This is a genomic window from Pseudomonas sp. lyk4-R2A-10 (assembly GCF_030209075.1).
In the GTDB taxonomy this organism is placed as follows: domain Bacteria; phylum Pseudomonadota; class Gammaproteobacteria; order Pseudomonadales; family Pseudomonadaceae; genus Aquipseudomonas; species Aquipseudomonas glycinae.
Map to the genome: position 1 here is coordinate 378,318 of NZ_JARVSR010000012.1, position 16,784 is coordinate 395,101.

The 16,784-nt window shown below is 60.8% G+C and carries 18 protein-coding genes and 1 tRNA gene; 13 read left to right on the plus strand and 6 right to left on the minus strand.

From position 1 onward, the window contains the following. Positions 1–11: 11 nt before the first annotated feature. The 4 genes from QRN46_RS22605 to QRN46_RS22620 form a co-directional block, all read right to left on the minus strand. On the minus strand, positions 12–272 hold the full coding sequence (locus QRN46_RS22605; RefSeq protein WP_011332018.1) for a DUF2164 domain-containing protein: 261 nt from the start codon (positions 270–272) through the stop codon (positions 12–14). Next, complete coding sequence (gene hisH, locus QRN46_RS22610) at positions 273–911, minus strand: imidazole glycerol phosphate synthase subunit HisH (protein WP_285357317.1); 639 nt, start codon at positions 909–911, stop codon at positions 273–275. It abuts the gene before it with no gap. Next, on the minus strand, positions 911–1,504 hold the full coding sequence (hisB, locus tag QRN46_RS22615) for an imidazoleglycerol-phosphate dehydratase HisB (RefSeq protein ID WP_011332017.1): 594 nt from the start codon (positions 1,502–1,504) through the stop codon (positions 911–913). The genes hisH and hisB overlap by 1 nt, the downstream gene beginning before the upstream one ends. A 208-nt stretch (positions 1,505–1,712) precedes the next feature. Continuing rightward, positions 1,713–3,377, minus strand: coding sequence for an OFA family MFS transporter (locus QRN46_RS22620; protein ID WP_011332016.1), 1,665 nt, complete (start codon positions 3,375–3,377; stop codon positions 1,713–1,715). Positions 3,378–3,731: 354 nt separating this feature from the next. Between QRN46_RS22620 and QRN46_RS22625 the strand changes: the two genes are divergently transcribed. The 5 genes from QRN46_RS22625 (at position 3,732) to QRN46_RS22645 (ending at position 7,941) form a co-directional block, all read left to right on the plus strand. Next, positions 3,732–5,954: an AsmA family protein gene (locus tag QRN46_RS22625; RefSeq protein WP_108559141.1), complete on the plus strand. Its 2,223-nt coding sequence runs from the start codon at positions 3,732–3,734 to the stop codon at positions 5,952–5,954. Beyond that, positions 5,951–7,018 (plus strand): A/G-specific adenine glycosylase, encoded by a 1,068-nt coding sequence (mutY, locus tag QRN46_RS22630; RefSeq protein WP_285357322.1) that lies wholly within the window; start codon positions 5,951–5,953, stop codon positions 7,016–7,018. Before QRN46_RS22625 ends, mutY begins: the two co-directional genes overlap by 4 nt. Continuing rightward, on the plus strand, positions 7,015–7,287 hold the full coding sequence (locus QRN46_RS22635) for an oxidative damage protection protein (protein ID WP_007952551.1): 273 nt from the start codon (positions 7,015–7,017) through the stop codon (positions 7,285–7,287). The genes mutY and QRN46_RS22635 overlap by 4 nt, the downstream gene beginning before the upstream one ends. A 104-nt stretch (positions 7,288–7,391) precedes the next feature. Next, positions 7,392–7,467 (plus strand) — tRNA-Phe (locus QRN46_RS22640). 135 nt (positions 7,468–7,602) lie between these two features. Continuing rightward, positions 7,603–7,941, plus strand: coding sequence for a hypothetical protein (locus QRN46_RS22645; RefSeq protein ID WP_285357328.1), 339 nt, complete (start codon positions 7,603–7,605; stop codon positions 7,939–7,941). On the opposite strand, the gene QRN46_RS22650 is transcribed toward QRN46_RS22645, so the two are convergent. Beyond that, positions 7,938–8,387: a carboxypeptidase regulatory-like domain-containing protein gene (locus QRN46_RS22650; protein ID WP_285357330.1), complete on the minus strand. Its 450-nt coding sequence runs from the start codon at positions 8,385–8,387 to the stop codon at positions 7,938–7,940. The two genes, QRN46_RS22645 and QRN46_RS22650, sit on opposite strands and share 4 nt — an antisense overlap. A gap of 265 nt (positions 8,388–8,652) precedes the next feature. Between QRN46_RS22650 and QRN46_RS22655 the strand changes: the two genes are divergently transcribed. The 3 genes from QRN46_RS22655 to QRN46_RS22665 are packed head-to-tail and all read left to right on the plus strand — an operon-like array spanning position 8,653 to position 10,499. After that, on the plus strand, positions 8,653–9,606 hold the full coding sequence (locus QRN46_RS22655) for an alpha/beta hydrolase family protein (RefSeq protein ID WP_011332011.1): 954 nt from the start codon (positions 8,653–8,655) through the stop codon (positions 9,604–9,606). Between the two features lie 20 nt (positions 9,607–9,626). Beyond that, complete coding sequence (locus QRN46_RS22660) at positions 9,627–10,040, plus strand: hypothetical protein (RefSeq protein WP_285357333.1); 414 nt, start codon at positions 9,627–9,629, stop codon at positions 10,038–10,040. Positions 10,041–10,046: 6 nt separating this feature from the next. Then, positions 10,047–10,499 carry a hypothetical protein gene (locus QRN46_RS22665; RefSeq protein ID WP_011332010.1) on the plus strand — a complete coding sequence of 151 codons (453 nt, stop codon included), beginning with the start codon at positions 10,047–10,049 and terminating at the stop codon, positions 10,497–10,499. 70 nt (positions 10,500–10,569) lie between these two features. Here QRN46_RS22665 and gabP read toward each other — a convergent pair whose 3' ends face one another. Next, a complete protein-coding gene (gene gabP, locus QRN46_RS22670) occupies positions 10,570–11,961 on the minus strand; it encodes a GABA permease (RefSeq protein WP_285357335.1) in 1,392 nt (463 codons plus the stop codon). A gap of 552 nt (positions 11,962–12,513) precedes the next feature. Between gabP and QRN46_RS22675 the strand changes: the two genes are divergently transcribed. From QRN46_RS22675 to QRN46_RS22695, 5 genes are all read left to right on the plus strand, one after another. Continuing rightward, entirely contained in the window at positions 12,514–13,287 is a 774-nt protein-coding gene (locus QRN46_RS22675) for an ABC transporter ATP-binding protein (protein WP_007897462.1), read from the plus strand. A 13-nt stretch (positions 13,288–13,300) separates the two neighbouring features. After that, complete coding sequence (locus QRN46_RS22680; protein WP_285357344.1) at positions 13,301–14,050, plus strand: ABC transporter substrate-binding protein; 750 nt, start codon at positions 13,301–13,303, stop codon at positions 14,048–14,050. A 78-nt stretch (positions 14,051–14,128) separates the two neighbouring features. Beyond that, entirely contained in the window at positions 14,129–14,824 is a 696-nt protein-coding gene (locus QRN46_RS22685) for an ABC transporter permease (protein WP_285357346.1), read from the plus strand. Next, positions 14,821–15,510 carry an ABC transporter permease gene (locus QRN46_RS22690; protein ID WP_007952568.1) on the plus strand — a complete coding sequence of 230 codons (690 nt, stop codon included), beginning with the start codon at positions 14,821–14,823 and terminating at the stop codon, positions 15,508–15,510. Before QRN46_RS22685 ends, QRN46_RS22690 begins: the two co-directional genes overlap by 4 nt. Next, positions 15,491–16,726 carry a methyltransferase gene (locus QRN46_RS22695; RefSeq protein WP_285357349.1) on the plus strand — a complete coding sequence of 412 codons (1,236 nt, stop codon included), beginning with the start codon at positions 15,491–15,493 and terminating at the stop codon, positions 16,724–16,726. The genes QRN46_RS22690 and QRN46_RS22695 overlap by 20 nt, the downstream gene beginning before the upstream one ends. The last annotated feature ends 58 nt before the right edge of the window (positions 16,727–16,784 follow it).

A 16,784-nucleotide genomic window follows, 5' to 3' on the forward strand; every position in this document is an offset into this window, starting at 1 on the left:
TGGCTCGGAAATCAGTTTTTCTCGAGCGCCCACAGGTCGCTTTCGATGCTTTCAAACCGCTCCTTGAGGTGGGTCTGCACATCGAAAATCGCCCTGTTGTAATAGTGCGGAGCAATTTCGCGGGTAAACAGCTCAAGAATTTCCGCCGCCTCGAACGAACCCAGGTCCAGTTCGAAACGATCCTCCATGAACCGCTGAATCTTGCGGTTGGCCTCGCTCTCCTGCTCGGGAGTGAGGGTCAGGATCGGCGGTTTGGATTTCTTGACAGCCATTTACCAGCGACCGTCCCACGCCGCGAAGTTCTGCAGCAATTGCAGGCCATGGGTATGGCTCTTCTCCGGGTGGAACTGCACGGCGAAACGCGAACCTTCGGCCAGCGCCGCGGCGAAATCGACGCCGTAATGACCGCTGCCGACCACCTGCCGCGGGTTACCGGCGGCGATGTAGTAGCTGTGCACGAAGTAGAAACGCGCCAAGTCCGGAATGTTGTGCCACATCGGGTGATCCACCGCCTGCTTCACTTCGTTCCAGCCCATGTGCGGGACTTTCAGGTGCTCGCCGTCTTCATGCAGGTCTTTGCCGAAGAACTTCACCGCGCCCGGGAACAGGCCGATGCAGTCGACGCCGTCGTTCTCTTCGCTGCTGTCGAGCAAGGCTTGCATGCCGACGCAAATGCCGAGGAACGGACGATCCTGGCTGACTTCACGCACCAGCGAATCGAAACCGAGGCGACGGATCTCCGCCATGCAATCGCGAATCGCGCCGACACCGGGGAACACCACGCGGTCGGCTTCGCGGATCACTGCCGCATCGCTGGTGATCAGCACCTTGCCGGCACCAACGTGCTCGAGGGCCTTGGCCACCGAGTGCAGGTTGCCCATGCCGTAGTCGATAACTGCAACCGTCTGCATTACAGGACGCCCTTGGTCGAAGGCATCTGGCCGGCCATGCGCTCGTCCAGCTCGACGGCCATGCGCAGCGCGCGGCCGAAAGCCTTGAACACGGTTTCGATCTGGTGGTGGGTGTTGGTGCCGCGCAGGTTGTCGATGTGCAGACTGACCAGTGCGTGGTTGACGAAGCCCTGGAAGAATTCCTGGAACAGGTCGACGTCGAAGCCGCCAACGGTGGCGCGGGTGTACGGCACGTGCATCTGCAGGCCCGGCCGGCCGGAGAAGTCGATCACCACGCGCGACAGCGCTTCATCGAGCGGCACGTAGGCGTGGCCGTAGCGACGGATGCCTTTCTTGTCGCCAATGGCTTGCGCGAAGGCCTGGCCGAGGGTGATACCGACGTCTTCCACCGTGTGGTGGTCGTCGATATGCAGATCGCCCTTGCATTCGATATCCAGGTCGATCAACCCGTGACGGGCGATCTGATCCAGCATGTGCTCAAGAAAAGGAACACCGATATTGAATCGGGCCTTTCCGGTGCCATCAAGGTTGATCGAGGCTTTGATCTGGGTTTCCAGAGTGTCGCGCTCGACAGACGCCTTACGTTCGGCCATCACCAGCTCCGCAAAATCATTGGGCGAAAAAGGCAGCCATTATAGGGGCGCGGGGCCGAAACAGAAACACGAGAGGTGATATGGCAGACGGATAGAAGCCCCGGCTGTCGCGGGTAGACATGTCCATACAAGCCATTACAGGCACCCGGAAACAAATGTGGGAGCGGGCAAGCCCGCTCCCACAGGGGTTCTGCGTTTTAACGGTTACTTAGTGGAACAGAACCGCCGTCTTCTGCAGGGTCACCCACACACCCCACGCCAACGGAATTCCCACCACCAGCCACGCAGCGATCGCCAGCGGCTTGCTGCCCGGCGCGGCTTTCCACTCCAGCACGGTGCTGCCATCAGCACCCTTGTCGTGACCCAGCGCCTGTTCGGCAGCCAGTTCGGCGTCGGTCATGAAGTACTTGTCCGCCACCGGGCGCACCAGCAGGTTGCACAGGAAGCCCAGCACCAGCAGGCCGGCGAGGATGTACAGGGTGATGTCGTAAGCGGCGGCGCGTTCAACGCCGATGCTCAGCTGATACTCACGCAGGTAGTTCACCAGCACCGGACCCAGCACGCCAGCGGCAGCCCAGGCCGTCAGCAGACGACCGTGGATCGCGCCGACCATCTGCGTACCGAACAGGTCGGCCAGATACGCCGGCACGGTCGCGAAACCGCCGCCGTACATCGACAGGATGATGCAGAACGCCGCCACGAACAGCGCAACGTTGCCCAGGTGACCGAGGTTCGGGATCAGTGCGTACAGCGCAAAGCCCAGTGCGAAGAACACGAAGTAAGTGTTCTTGCGGCCCAGGTAGTCCGAGAACGACGCCCAGAAGAAGCGACCGCCGATGTTGAACAGGCTCAGCAGACCGGTGAAACCGGCCGCAATCGCTGCGATGGAAGCCAGTTGACCGGCATCCAGCTGACCGAACGGCAGATCGTTGCCCAGCAGCTTGCCACCGAACACTTCCTGCAACAGTGGCGAAGCCATGCCGAGGATGCCGATACCGGCAGACACGTTCAGGCACAGCACCAGCCACACCAGGCGGAATTGCGGGGTTTTCCACGCCACATTCACGTGAACGTGACGGTGGGTGATCATCGCGTTCGAGGCTTTTTTCGCTGGCGCGGTCCAGCCTTCAGGCTTCCAGCCGGTTGGCGGTACGCGGTAAGCCAGCGCGCCACCGATCATGAACACGAAGTAGATCGCAGCCATGGCCACGAAGCTCTGCCACACGCCCACGCCAGTCGGCGAAGCGAAATGGCTCATCAGAGCGGTCGCCAGTGGCGCACCAACCATCGCGCCACCGCCGAAGCCCATGATCGCCATGCCGGTCGCCATGCCGCGTTTGTCCGGGAACCATTTGATCAGGGTCGAGACCGGCGAGATGTAGCCCAGACCCAGACCGATACCGCCGATCACACCGGAGCCGATCCACATCAGCCAGATCTGGTGGGTATAGATACCCAGCGCAGAAATCAGCAGACCGCCGCACCAGCACAGTGCCGATACAACGCCGGCCTTGCGTGGCCCGGCGTGTTCGAGCCAGCCACCCCAGATCGCTGCCGAGCAGCCGAGGAAGATGAAGAACAGGGTGTAGATCCAGCCGAGCATGGAGATCGGCCAGTCGCATTGCGACGAGAACACTTGTGCGATGAAGCTCATGTCCGGTGCGCAAGCCACCGGAGCGGTTACACCCAGTGCCTTGGACAGCGGCAACCAGAACACCGAGAAGCCGTAGGCCATGCCGATGCACAGGTGAATGGCCAGAGCGGCCGGTGGAACCAGCCAACGGTTGAAACCGGGCTTGGCGATGATGCGTTCCTTGGACAGGAACCCGGGCTGATCGGCTTTGAGGCCGTCCGCCGTAATGGTCGTGCTCATTGTGTATCCCCCAATTATTAGTATGGTTCGCCAGCCACTGCCCACCCCGGCCTTTATGCACGCAGGCATGACCGTTTTTTACGGGTGAAGCTCCTTGAAAGCGCGACGTTAAGTCGCAGATGGGCGGACGAACGGGCGAAGGTTACCATTTGCACGTGACAGAAAAACCAAACTGATATCACCTTTTTTGAGTCATCTGATCTTATGACGCCGGGGAACCCCGATGCCGACCGTTGTCGAAGCGCTGTACATCACGGTTCAGCAGCGTGCAGGGGACACCGCAACAGCGCGGGTTGATGCAGCGCTATACTCCCCGGCTAAATTACGAATTCGACTACTTACAAGGACTCGCCCATGAAAGCGTTCGGCAAAATCCTGGGTCTGGTACTTCTCGGGCTGTTGCTGATCATTGTGGCGGCGGGCTTCGCCCTGACCCACCTGTTTGATCCCAACGACTACAAAGACGAGATCCGCCAGATTGCCCGCGACAAGGCCCACATCGAGCTGACGCTCAATGGCGACATCGGCTGGAGCCTGTTCCCGTGGCTCGGCCTGGAACTGCACGAGGCCAGCGTCGCGACCCTGGCCAAGCCTGCCGAACCGTTCGCCGACCTGCAGATGCTCGGCCTGTCCGTGCGCGTGCTGCCGCTGCTGCGCCGCGAAGTGCAGATGAGCGACGTACGTGTCGAAGGCCTGAACCTGCGCCTGAACCGCGACAAGAATGGCCACGGCAACTGGGAAGACATCGGCAAGGTGCCGGCTCCCGCCGGCAGCACACCGCCTGCGACCGCCGGGGAAGCGTCTCCAGCAACACCGGCCCCGGTGGAAAAACCGGCCCAGCCGATCCGCCTCGACATCGACAGCCTGACCGTCAACAACGCCCGCGTGGAATACAACGACGAGCTGACCGGCAAGCAATTCAGCGCCGAAAGCATTCAGCTGAGCACCGGCGCGGTTCACGATTCGACCAACATCCCGGTCAAGGCCACCGCGTTCCTCGGCACCAACCAGCCAGTGCTGCGGGTGCGCACCGAGCTCAACGGCGAGCTGCGCTTCGAGCGCGCCCTGCAACGCTACAAGTTCGAAGACCTGAAGCTGTCCGGCGAAGTCGCCGGCGATCCGCTGCAGGGCAAGACCGTAACCTTTGCCGCCCAGGGCCAATTGTTGCTGGACAAGGCCGCCAACGTCGCCGAATGGACCGGCATCAAACTGTCGGTCAATCAGTTGCGTGCCCTCGGCGAGCTGAAGGCCAACGACCTGGACAAGACCCCACAGATCAGCGGCGGTATTTCCATCGCCCAGTTCGACCTGGCGAAATTCGTCGACAGCATCGGCCAGACCCTGCCAGCCATGGCCGAAGGCAGCCTGAGCAAGGTTGAACTGGTCAGCCGGGTGGCCGCGACGCCGACCAGCGTGTCACTGGACAACATCAACCTGAAACTCGACGACAGCAGTTTCAGTGGCCGCATCGCCGTCGAGGATTTCGCCAAACAATCGCTGCGGGCGGTCCTCAAGGCCGACACCTTCAACGTCGACCGCTACCTGCCGCCGAAATCGGAAAAAGCCAATAACGCCACTCAGGTTCGTCAGGCCGAAGTCGCCAGTACCGAGGCCGATGCGATGGCGGGTGCCGGCAGCACACCGCTGCCGGAGAAACCGAGCAAAAGCGCCTGGAGCACCGAGCGCCTGTTCCCGGTCGAGCGCCTGAGCAAGCTCGACGTGAACGCTGACCTGACCTTCGGCCAGTTGACCCTCGACAAATTGCCGATCCAGAACGCCGCACTGAAAGCGACCGGCCAGGGCGGCCTGCTGACTCTGGAGAACCTGCGCGGCGAGCTGTACAACGGCGACTTCGAAGCCAAGGGCACACTGGACGTGCGCCAGACCGCGCCGGTGCTGAACCTGCAAACCCGGATCAACCGCGTGCCAGTGGAGAAAATCCTCGAAAGCCAGGGCAAGAACCCGCCGGTCAAGGGTCTGGTCAATCTCACCAGCACCGTCACCGGCAGCGGCAACAGCCAGCAGGCGCTGATCGAAACCCTCAACGGCAACGCCAGTTTCGTGATCAACAACGGCGTGCTGCTCAACGCCAACCTTGAGCAGCAACTGTGCAAGGGCATCGCCACCCTCAACCGAAAATCCCTGAGCGGCGAGCCGCGGGGCAAGGACACACCGTTCCAGGAGCTCAAGGGCAACCTGACCTTCCGCAACGGCGTGGCCAGCAACCCGGACCTGAAAGTGCGCATCCCCGGCATGAGCGTCAACGGTGACGGCGATATCGACCTCAAGGTGCTGGGCATGGACTATCGCGTCGGCATCATCGTCGAAGGCGACACCAGCGCCATGCCTGACCCGGCCTGCCAGGTCGGCGACAAATTCGTCGGCATCGAATGGCCGCTGCGTTGCCGTGGCCCACTGGAACTGGGCGCCAAGGCCTGCCGCGTGGACAACGAACGCATGGGCCAGGTCGCGAGCAAACTGGCCGGCGACAAGCTCAGCGAAAAAATCGACGAAAAACTGGGTGATAAAGTCAGCCCGGAACTGAAAAACGCATTGAAGGGGCTGTTCAAGCGATGAGAGCAGAGCAGTTTTCCACGGCGGTACTGGAATGGTTCGACCGCCACGGTCGCCATGACTTGCCCTGGCAACAGAACATCAACCCATATCGGGTGTGGGTGTCCGAGATCATGTTGCAGCAGACCCAGGTCAGCACCGTGCTCAATTACTTCGACCGGTTCATGGCCGCACTGCCGACGGTCGAAGCCCTGGCCGCAGCGCCGGAAGACGAAGTGCTGCACCTGTGGACGGGGCTGGGTTACTACACCCGCGCGCGCAATCTGCAGAAGACCGCGAAGATCGTCGTCAGCCAGTACGGTGGCGAGTTCCCCCGGGATGTCGAGAAGCTCACCGAGCTGCCGGGCATCGGCCTGTCCACCGCCGGCGCGATCGCCAGCATCAGCATGGGCCTGCGCGCGCCGATCCTCGACGGCAACGTCAAACGGGTGCTGGCGCGCTTTACCGCGCAGGAGGGCTATCCCGGCGAGCCGAAGGTCGCCAAGCAACTGTGGGCCAACGCCGAGCGCTTCACGCCGCAGGATCGGGTCAACGCCTACACCCAGGCGATGATGGACCTGGGCGCCACGCTCTGCACCCGCAGCAAACCGAGCTGCCTGCTGTGTCCGCTGGAAAAGGGCTGCGAAGCGCACATGCTGGGCCTGGAGACACGCTATCCGATCCCCAAGCCGCGCAAAACCATCCCGCAGAAGCGCACGCTGATGCCGCTGCTGGCCAACGAGGATGGCGCGATTTTGCTTTATCGCCGCCCGTCCAGCGGATTGTGGGGCGGTTTGTGGAGCCTGCCGGAACTCGACGACCTCGACGACCTGCAACACCTCGCCGCGCAGCACTCGCTGGAACTGGGCGAGCAGCAGGCGCTGCCGAGCCTTGTCCACACCTTCAGCCACTTCCAGCTGTCCATCGAACCCTGGCTGGTTCAGGTTCAGGAAGCCGGCGGTCACGTGGCCGAGGCCGACTGGCTCTGGTATAACCTCGCCACCCCGCCGCGCCTGGGCCTCGCCGCCCCGGTCAAGACCTTGCTTGAACGCGCGGCCGCCGTCTTGAATGCAGGAGAGTCGACATGACCCGCACCGTAATGTGCCGCAAGTACAAAGAACAACTCGAAGGTCTGGAGCGCCCACCGTACCCGGGTGCCAAGGGCCAGGATATTTTCGAACACGTCTCGGCCAAGGCCTGGGCTGACTGGCAGAAACACCAGACCCTGCTGATCAACGAAAAACGCCTGAACATGATGAACGCCGAAGACCGCAAATTTCTTCAGGGCGAAATGGACAAGTACTTCTCCGGCGAGGAATACGCTCAGGCCGAAGGCTACGTTCCGCCTGCAGAGTAAACCCCGCGAAATCGGGGGGCGGATCGTAAGCGACGGAATTAATTTAAGAAATTTTAAAAAAGTCGTTGACGTAAATCCGAAAAACCCTTTTAATGCGCCCCGTTGCCCAGATAGCTCAGTCGGTAGAGCAGGGGATTGAAAATCCCCGTGTCGGCGGTTCGATTCCGTCTCTGGGCACCAAATACCGAAAACCCTGAATCGCAAGATTCAGGGTTTTTTTATGCCTGCGATTTGATGACGGCCCGATCCCGCCCTTCTTGCAGGCCGAAATTCGCGATACGTTGCATAACCCTTACGGAAGAGGGTCATCCCGCGATGAACCAGAAAAGAGCCCGCGTTCCCCTGCCCCATCCCGCGCCGCCCGTAAAACGTACCGACTGGCTGATGATCGCGCTCGGCCTGGTGCTGATCCTGTGCATCGGCCTGATCGCCTATGAAACCGTGGACGGCCTGATTCAGGGGCGCATCGGCAACATGGCACGCGGCAAACGCTTCGCCGTGTATTCGTTGACCACACAACCCAGCAGCTTCTGGTTTGCCGTCGCCGCGCATTGCCTCCTCGCCCTCTTTCTGTCGGGCGCCGCCTGGGTATCGATCTGGCTGGGCCGCACGGCAACGGTCGCGCCATCCCGGCGCGACCGTCAGCAACGCTAGCTGTTGTCGTTCCAGTGGAACACCAGATTGCGCGCAGCACCGCCGCCAATTTCCGCCGCATCCCGGCGCGTTTCACCATTGCGCGTCGCGACGACCGTGTATTTGCCGGGCGGTAACTGCACGTACACCAATGGCCCGGTTTGACTCAGCGTCAGCACGGTCTGGCCGGGTGCTTTTTGAATCATCACATCGACATCGGCGGTGTATTGGTTTTGCATGCCGACGGCGAACGTCATATGCAGGTTGTAGCCCGCGGATTGCTGAATGGCTTTCGATTCATCTTCACCAATCCCGCCGGCCAGATAGCGAACACCGTTTTGCTCTTGCTGCTGAACCTGCACAGCGGAACTGTCGATCGGCTCCAGACTCGCAGCCTGCGCCATGATCGGAAACAGCAGCACCGCCGCAGCGGCAACGGGCAGCACGAATGAAAGAACGCGTTTCATGAGGACGACTCCCGGGCTCTCGCGGAGCCCAATCGTTACCTCTTTTTAGATTTTGTCTTGCGGGGTGGGTTTTAGAACGATTGGGAGTTGTTTTGAATGCGAAAAGGACTACTGAAGTATTTCCCAGCCAATTCATGACGCACTGCGTCACGAATTGGCGAGCGCCTTATCGAACCTTCCATCCGGTATGCACTGCGTGCCAAATCATTGCGCTACATCCCGCCTGAAGTTCATTCTCGACCCGTCCTAGCCAGGCTCGAAACCCATGAACCTACAAAGTGCGCCACCTCCACTTGGCCAAGCATCCGACATTGAAAGCGAGCCCTTCCACGAGCCCGCCGCCGACGGCTATCTGCTCGGCGGTTTCACCTGGCGTCACGCCTCACCGGACCCACAACGCCCGGTGGTGATCATCAACGCCGCCACATCCGTGCGATGCCGCCACTACTCGCGCTTCGCGGCGTATCTGTTCGCCAATGGGTTCGACGTGATCATTTACGACTACCGGGGCATTGGCGAGTCGCAGCCGAAGTCGATGCGGCATTTGCAGGCTTCGTGGACGGATTGGGGCGCGCTGGATTTCGAGGCGATGCTCAAACGCGCGCAGCGAGAGTTTCCCGGTCAGCCTATCGATGTGGTCGGGCACAGCTTCGGTGGCTGCGCAGCAGGCCTGGGGGCCTCCGGACAGGTAATCCGACGACTGGTGACGGTCGGCGCGCAATTCGCTTATTGGCGCGATTACGCGCCCGGGCACCGCTGGCGGATGTTCGGCAAATGGCATCTGCTGATGCCGCTGGTCACGCTGCTCTGTGGATATTTTCCGGGCAAACGACTTGGCTGGCTGGAAGATACGCCCGCCGGCGTGGTGCGCGACTGGAGCACGCCGGCCGCGCGTTATGAGCGGCGCCCGAGCGGTAGAACGATCCGCAACCTGCCCTTCGCCAACGTCCGGGCCAAAGCCCTGGCAATCAGCATCAGCGACGATCCCTACGGCACGATTCCCGCCATCGAACGCCTGCTGGCTTACTTCCACAATGCGCAAAAGACCCACCTGCGAATCGAGCCGCAGGACATCGGCGAACAGCAAGTCGGACATTTCGCCTTTTTTCGCAGCGCATACCAAGCCACACTATGGCCCATCGCTCTGACCTGGCTGCAGACCGGCGAACTGGCCTCCGACACACCGGGGCGCAAGATCCCACGCAGCCAAGCCCTTTAACGCACCACGGAACACACACCATGGCTTCCGCCAACAAGCAGCAAAAACGCGCCGCCCGGGCCAAGACCAAGGCCAAGCAAAACCGCACCAAACGTGCGGAAGCGCCGGTCGAGCTGGACCCGAACGACGACCGCATCGATTTCGAGTCGGTAGACCTCACCGAACTGTTCAAGAAAATGATCGACGCCGAAAAGATCAGCCAGCAGGCCCTGTGCACCTCGTTCCTCGAAGACCCGCTGCTGGAACTGGTGTACGAGCAGGAAGGCGAAGAAGGCGCAATGGACTTCATCCTCGCCGCGCTGATCGAGTACCGCCAGTGGTCCACCGAGACTGACGAGGCTGGCGCTCTGGCGTGGATCGAATCGCCGGATTTCCAAAAAGACTATGTGGCCGCGTCCGACGCAATCGCCGCACAAACCCAACAGAAAAACTGAGTTCCCATGGCATCCCTGAACAAGCAACAGAAACGCGCCAAACGCGCCAAGGCCAAAGCCAAGCAGATCCGCATGGTCGGTCGCAAACCCCTGGCGCAGGACGATGACCTTGGCCATCTGGCCGAGCCGATCCCGGAATACACCTTGGCGATGTTCAGCAAGATGCGCGACGCCGAAGCCGTCAGCCGCAATGAAATGCTGCTGACGCTGCTGCGTGAGCTGGCGTTTATAATCGTCGATCATCCTGATCTGCTGGACATGGAAAACGCCGAGAACGAAGGCATGGCCGCCACTCACCTGGCCGCCGACATGTTGATCGACTACCGCATGTGGGCCGACGGCATGGATCGCGAGACCGCCCAGGCGTGGCTGAGCGAACCGGAGTTCATCAGCGATTTCGGGATTGCGCTGGACACTTACGGTCAGTCGGTGGAAGCGCAGGAAGAGAAGAGCGAATAAACCGCTCGCAGTAACAAAAACGGCCGCTTGTCATCACTGACAGCGGCCGTTTTGCGTTATGCGTTGCGGATCAGTTCAGAACTGCCGCACCACGGTTTTCCATTTTCCGACGACGAGCCACCAACAGGCCGGTCGCCACAACCACCAGACTCAGCAGGCCGGTCGCGAGGATTTCCACGCGGTGGGCGTCCTGGAACAGCATGATGGTCAGGGCTGCCACGATGAAGGCGATCACCGCGTAGGTCAGGCCCGGGAACAGCCACATGCTGAAGACGATTTTTTCGCCGCGAGCCATGCGTTGTTTACGCATGCGCAGTTGCGAAATCGCGATCACCAGGTACACCAGCAATGCGATGGCGCCAGAGCTGGCCAGCAGGAACTCGAACACCGCAGCCGGGGCCACGTAGTTGGCGAAAGTGCACAGGAACGCCGCGCCGGTGGACAGCATCACCGCCCAGTAAGGCGTGCCGCTCTTGTTGGTGCGGGTCGCCATGGCCGGGGCATCGCCGCGCTTGCCGAGGGAGAACAGCATGCGCGAAGAGGTGTACAGCGCCGAGTTCAGGCAGCTGGTTACAGCGACCAGAACCACGATGTCGACGATCATCTTGGCGTTCGGGATGCCCATGCGCTCAAGCACGGTCTGGTAGGAACCGACGCTGGCCAGAACCGGATCGTTCCATGGCACCAGGGCCACGACGATGAAGATCGAAACGAGGTAGAACAGGCCGATCCGCCAGATCACCGAGTTGGTGGCCTTGGAGATCTGCTTGCCCGGGTTCTTCGATTCCGCGGCCGCAATGGTCACGATCTCGGTACCCATGAAGGAGAACATGGTGGTCAGGATCGCGCCCAGCACTGCGCCCATGCCGTTCGGCAGGAAGCCTTGGGTGTCGAAGATGTGCGAAACGCCGCTGACCTGGCTGTTCGGCAGGAAGCCGAAAATCGCCGCGACGCCAAGGATGATGAAACCGATGATCGCCACCACTTTGAGCAGGGCGAACCAGAATTCGAACTCACCGTAGTTTTTCACGCTGAACAGGTTAGTCACGGTCAGCAGCATGGTGATGATCAGCGCGAAAGCCCAGATATCCACACCCGGGAACCACGCATGCAGGATGGTTGCGGCGGCGTTGGCTTCCAGCGGAATCACCAAAACCCAGAACCACCAGTACAGCCAGCCGATGGTGAAACCGGCCCAGTGACCGATAGCGCGGTCGGCGTAAGTCGAGAAGGAGCCAGTGTCAGGCGAGGCAACAGCCATTTCGCCAAGCATGCGCATCACCAACACAACCAGCGCGCCAGCAGCGGCGTAAGCCAGCAGGACAGCAGGGCCGGCAGCGGCGATGGCGTGGCCGGAGCCGACGAACAGACCTGCACCGATCACCCCGGCGATCGACAGCATGGTCACATGACGCGGTTTGAGCCCCTGTTCGAGGCCATTGGAGCTTTGGGTACTGCTCATTGGAACTACCTTTGCGAGGAAAGCGATTGCGTCCGGCCCGTCTGGCGTTCCTTCTCGTAAAAAGAATCCAACGGGGCGTTCCGGATTCTGCACGCAATAAATGCGCCAAAATGTTTCAAACTCTTCTGCCGTGCGGTTTTGCGAGCGACCGGACAGTCATCGCAAGTCCTTGAGAATAATGGCCTTTCGCCAAAGCGTTACCCTGCGACTCACTTTTCAAACGAACGAGCGCACCAGAAACACACTGAAAAAGTGCGGGATGCACAATAAAAGGACGAATGAGGAACGATCGGCCGGATAGCGCTTCCAACACCCCGCCAAAGGTGGCAACATCGCGCCTTTTTTTACGCGACACCCACGGGAATCAACGTTCAAACACCCGTTCGGTTGTTGATGGGGCGACAGTCTGCTGCGCCGATGCGACAACCTGCCACACGCCATCCGTTTACCGCCCGTAGCGCTGTTGGCTGCCATTGAAACGCTATGCTAGCTTGGCCGCCTCGCCAGGAAGGCCAACCAACAGCAGGAGCGCAACATATATGAGGAACGCACATGGCTGAGGCCACGCCCGCGCTTGAAATCCGCAACTTGCACAAACGCTACGGACAGCTTGAGGTGCTCAAAGGCATCTCGCTGACCGCCCGCGACGGCGATGTGATCTCGATCCTGGGTTCCTCCGGTTCCGGCAAGTCCACGTTCCTGCGTTGCATCAACCTGTTGGAAAACCCGCATCAGGGCCAGATCCTGGTCGCCGGGGAAGAACTCAAGCTCAAGGCCGCCAAGAATGGCGAACTGGTTGCCGCCGACGGCAAGCAGATCAATCGCCTGCGCTCCGAGATTGGTTTTGTGTTTCAAAACTTTAATCTGTGGCCGCACATGAGCGTGCTCGACAACATCATCGAAGCCCCGCGCCGCGTGCTCGGCCAGAGCAAGGCCGAAGCCATCGAGGTCGCCGAAGCGCTGCTGGCCAAGGTCGGCATCGCCGACAAGCGCCACGCCTACCCGGCGCAACTGTCCGGCGGCCAGCAACAGCGCGCGGCGATTGCCCGCACGCTGGCGATGCAGCCCAAAGTGATCCTGTTCGACGAGCCCACCTCCGCCCTTGACCCGGAAATGGTCCAGGAAGTACTTAATGTCATCCGCGCATTGGCCGAAGAAGGCCGCACCATGCTGCTCGTGACCCACGAGATGGGCTTCGCCCGTCAGGTCTCCAGCGAAGTGGTGTTCCTCCACCAGGGCCTGGTAGAAGAGCAAGGATCGCCACAGCAGGTGTTCGAAAACCCGCTTTCGGCGCGCTGCAAACAATTCATGTCCAGCAACCGCTAACGGAGCTACCCGCATGCAGAACTACAAAAAGGTCTTCCTGGCCGCCGCCGTCACTCTCGCGTTCAGCGCCGGTGCCATGGCCGAGACCCTGAAGATGGGCATCGAAGCGGCTTACCCGCCGTTCAACAACAAAGATGCCAGCGGCAACGTCGTCGGCTTCGACAAAGACATCGGCGACGCTCTGTGCGCCAAGATGAAAGTTGAATGCTCCGTGGTTACCTCGGACTGGGACGGCATCATCCCGGCCCTGAACGCAAAGAAGTTCGACTTCCTGATCTCCTCGATGTCGATCACCGACGAGCGCAAGCAAGCGGTGGACTTCACCGACCCGTACTACTCCAACAAGCTGCAATTCATCGCGCCAAAAAACGTCGACTTCAAGACCGACAAGGCCGCGCTGAAAGGCAAAATCATCGGCGCACAACGGGCGACCCTGGCCGGCACTTGGCTGGAAGACAAGATTGGTGACGACATCACCATCAAGCTGTACGACACCCAGGAAAACGCCTACCTCGACCTGACCTCCGGTCGCCTGGACGGCATCCTCGCCGACAAATACGTCAACTACGAGTGGCTGAAAAGCGACGCCGGTAAAGCCTACGAATTCAAAGGCGACCCGGTGGAAGAAAGCGACAAGATCGGTATCGCTGTACGTAAAGGCGACCCGATCCGCGAGAAGCTGAATGCTGCGCTGAAGGAAATCGTTGCCGACGGCACCTACAAGAAGATCAACGACAAGTACTTCCCGTTCAGCATCTACTGATACTGACCTGCCGGATCGGCGCCGCCAAATGACGGCGCCGATCCCCGGCCTTGCCTGCCGCGATTTGAAAAGAAATCCATGATTATCGACCTCTACGGATTCGGCCCGGCGCTCTTCGCCGGCGCGCTGATGACCGTCAAACTGGCACTCTCGGCCCTTTGCCTGGGGCTGGTGCTCGGTCTGCTCGGCGCCTTGGCCAAGACTTCCCCGTACAAGCCGTTGCAATGGCTTGGCGGTATCTATTCGACCCTGGTGCGCGGTGTCCCGGAATTGCTCTGGGTGCTGTTGATCTACTTCGGTACGGTCAACGCCATGCGCGCGCTCGGTGAGTTCCTCGGCAATCCCGAACTGGAACTCAGCGCCTTCGCCGCCGGCGTCATCGCGCTGGGCCTGTGCTTCGGCGCCTACGCCACGGAAGTGTTTCGTGGCGCGATCCTCGCCATTCCCAAAGGCCACCGTGAGGCCGGCGTGGCCCTGGGCCTGTCGAAATGGCGGATCTTCACCAAATTGATCATGCCGCAGATGTGGCGCATCGCCCTGCCCGGCCTGGGCAATCTGTTCATGATCCTGATGAAAGATACCGCGCTGGTGTCGGTCATCGGCCTGGAAGAAATCATGCGCCACGCGCAGATCGGCGTGACCGTGTCCAAACAGCCATTCACCTTTTATATGGTGGCGGCGCTCATGTACCTGGGCCTGACCGTGCTGGCGATGATCGGCATGCACCTGCTGGAAAAACGCGCCGCACGCGGCTTCGCGAGGAGCGCTCAATGAATTGGGAAGTCATCATCAAGTGGCTGCCGAAACTGGCCCAGGGCGCAACGCTGACCCTGGAACTGGTGGCCATCGCCGTGATCGCCGGTTTGCTGCTGGCAATTCCGCTGGGCATCGCCCGCTCTTCGAAGCTGTGGTACGTGCGCGCTTTGCCCTACGCCTATATCTTCTTTTTCCGTGGCACGCCGTTGCTGGTTCAACTGTTCCTGGTCTACTACGGCCTGGCGCAGTTCGATGCGGTGCGTAACAGTTCGATGTGGCCGTACCTGCGCGATCCGTTCTGGTGCGCCACCGCGACCATGACCCTGCACACCGCGGCGTACATCGCCGAGATCCTGCGCGGGGCGATCCAGGCGATTCCGCCGGGCGAGATCGAAGCGGCGCGGGCGCTGGGCATGTCCCGACCGAAAGCGCTGTTCTACATCATCCTGCCGCGTGCCGCGCGTATCGGCCTGCCGGCCTACAGCAACGAAGTGATCCTGATGCTCAAGGCCAGTGCCCTGGCCAGCACCGTGACCCTGCTGGAACTGACCGGCATGGCGCGCACGATCATTGCCCGCACTTACCTGCCGGTGGAGATCTTCTTCGCCGCCGGCGTGTTCTATCTGGTGATGGCTTACGTGCTGGTTCGCGGCTTCAAACTGCTGGAACGCTGGCTGCGCGTCGATGCGTGCCAGGGACGCTGATACTTCTGACGTGCTAACGGGCGAGGCCCTACTCGCCCGTTTCACGGCACTGGATACATTTCTCACAGCGCATCAGGCGCTGTGGAAACCCCGCCCGTTCACTCATCTGCAACTGCCATGGGAAGCGTCCTACCCTGAATTATCCTCGTGGCTACGCGGACGTTCGCTGGAAGATGCGGAAAACGCCCATAACCACCCTGCCGAACTCTTGAATGCGCCGGAGCCGTTTGGTTCGTTGGCGGCGTTGTCGCTTGAACTGAGTGCGGTGGGTGAACTGCCTACACATTCACTGGAAGCCGCCGGGCATCGTCTGAATGTCGATGTGCCCGGGCGCAAATGGCAGCAGATCGAAGCCTTCGCCAGCCGCTTGTCGTTTGCCGCGCAACCGAGACACTGGCTGGATTGGTGTTCGGGCAAAGGTCATTTGGGTCGGCGTCTGCTCGGTGCCGATCAGCAACTCACCTGTCTGGAATACGACCCGGCGCTGGTTTCCAGCGGTCAGGCACTGAGTCAGCGTCATCACTTGCATGCGCTGCATGTCGAGCAGGATGTGCTCGCAGCGGACACGGCTTTATTGCTGAACACCGAACACACCCCTGTCGCCCTGCACGCTTGCGGTGATTTGCATGTGCGGCTGATGCAACTGGCCTCCGCCGCTGGCTGCCGACAACTGGCAATTGCACCGTGCTGTTACAACCGGATCAGTCGCACCGAATATCAGGCGTTGTCCTCCGCAGGTTCACGCTCCGTCCTACAGCTCTCGCTGGAAGATCTGTCCCTGCCGATGAGCGAAACGGTAACCGCCGGTGCCCGCGTCCGACGTCAGCGTGACACCTCCATGGCCCGCCGACTGGCTTTCGATCTGTTGCAACGGCAAGTGCGTGGCGTCGACGAATACTTGCCGGTGCCGTCCCTGCCGAGCGTCTGGCTGGACAAACCGTTCGCCGATTACTGCCACGATCTGGCAGCGTTGAAAGAGTTATCCACAGTTGGCGCGCCAGATTGGGTAGCACTGGAAGCCGCCGGTTGGCAGCGATTGGCCGAAGTTCGCAACCTGGAATTGCTGCGCGGACTGTTCCGACGGCCGCTGGAGCTTTGGCTGAATCTTGACCGAGCTCTTTTCCTCACCGAACAGGGATACATCGTACGTCTAGGCACCTTCTGCGAGGCACCGCTCACACCGCGCAATTTCCTGCTGCTGGCCGAACGCGCTTAATTTTTCGCAGCCTGTGGATAACTCTGTTGATGGATTTATCGTGGATCCAATATCCACG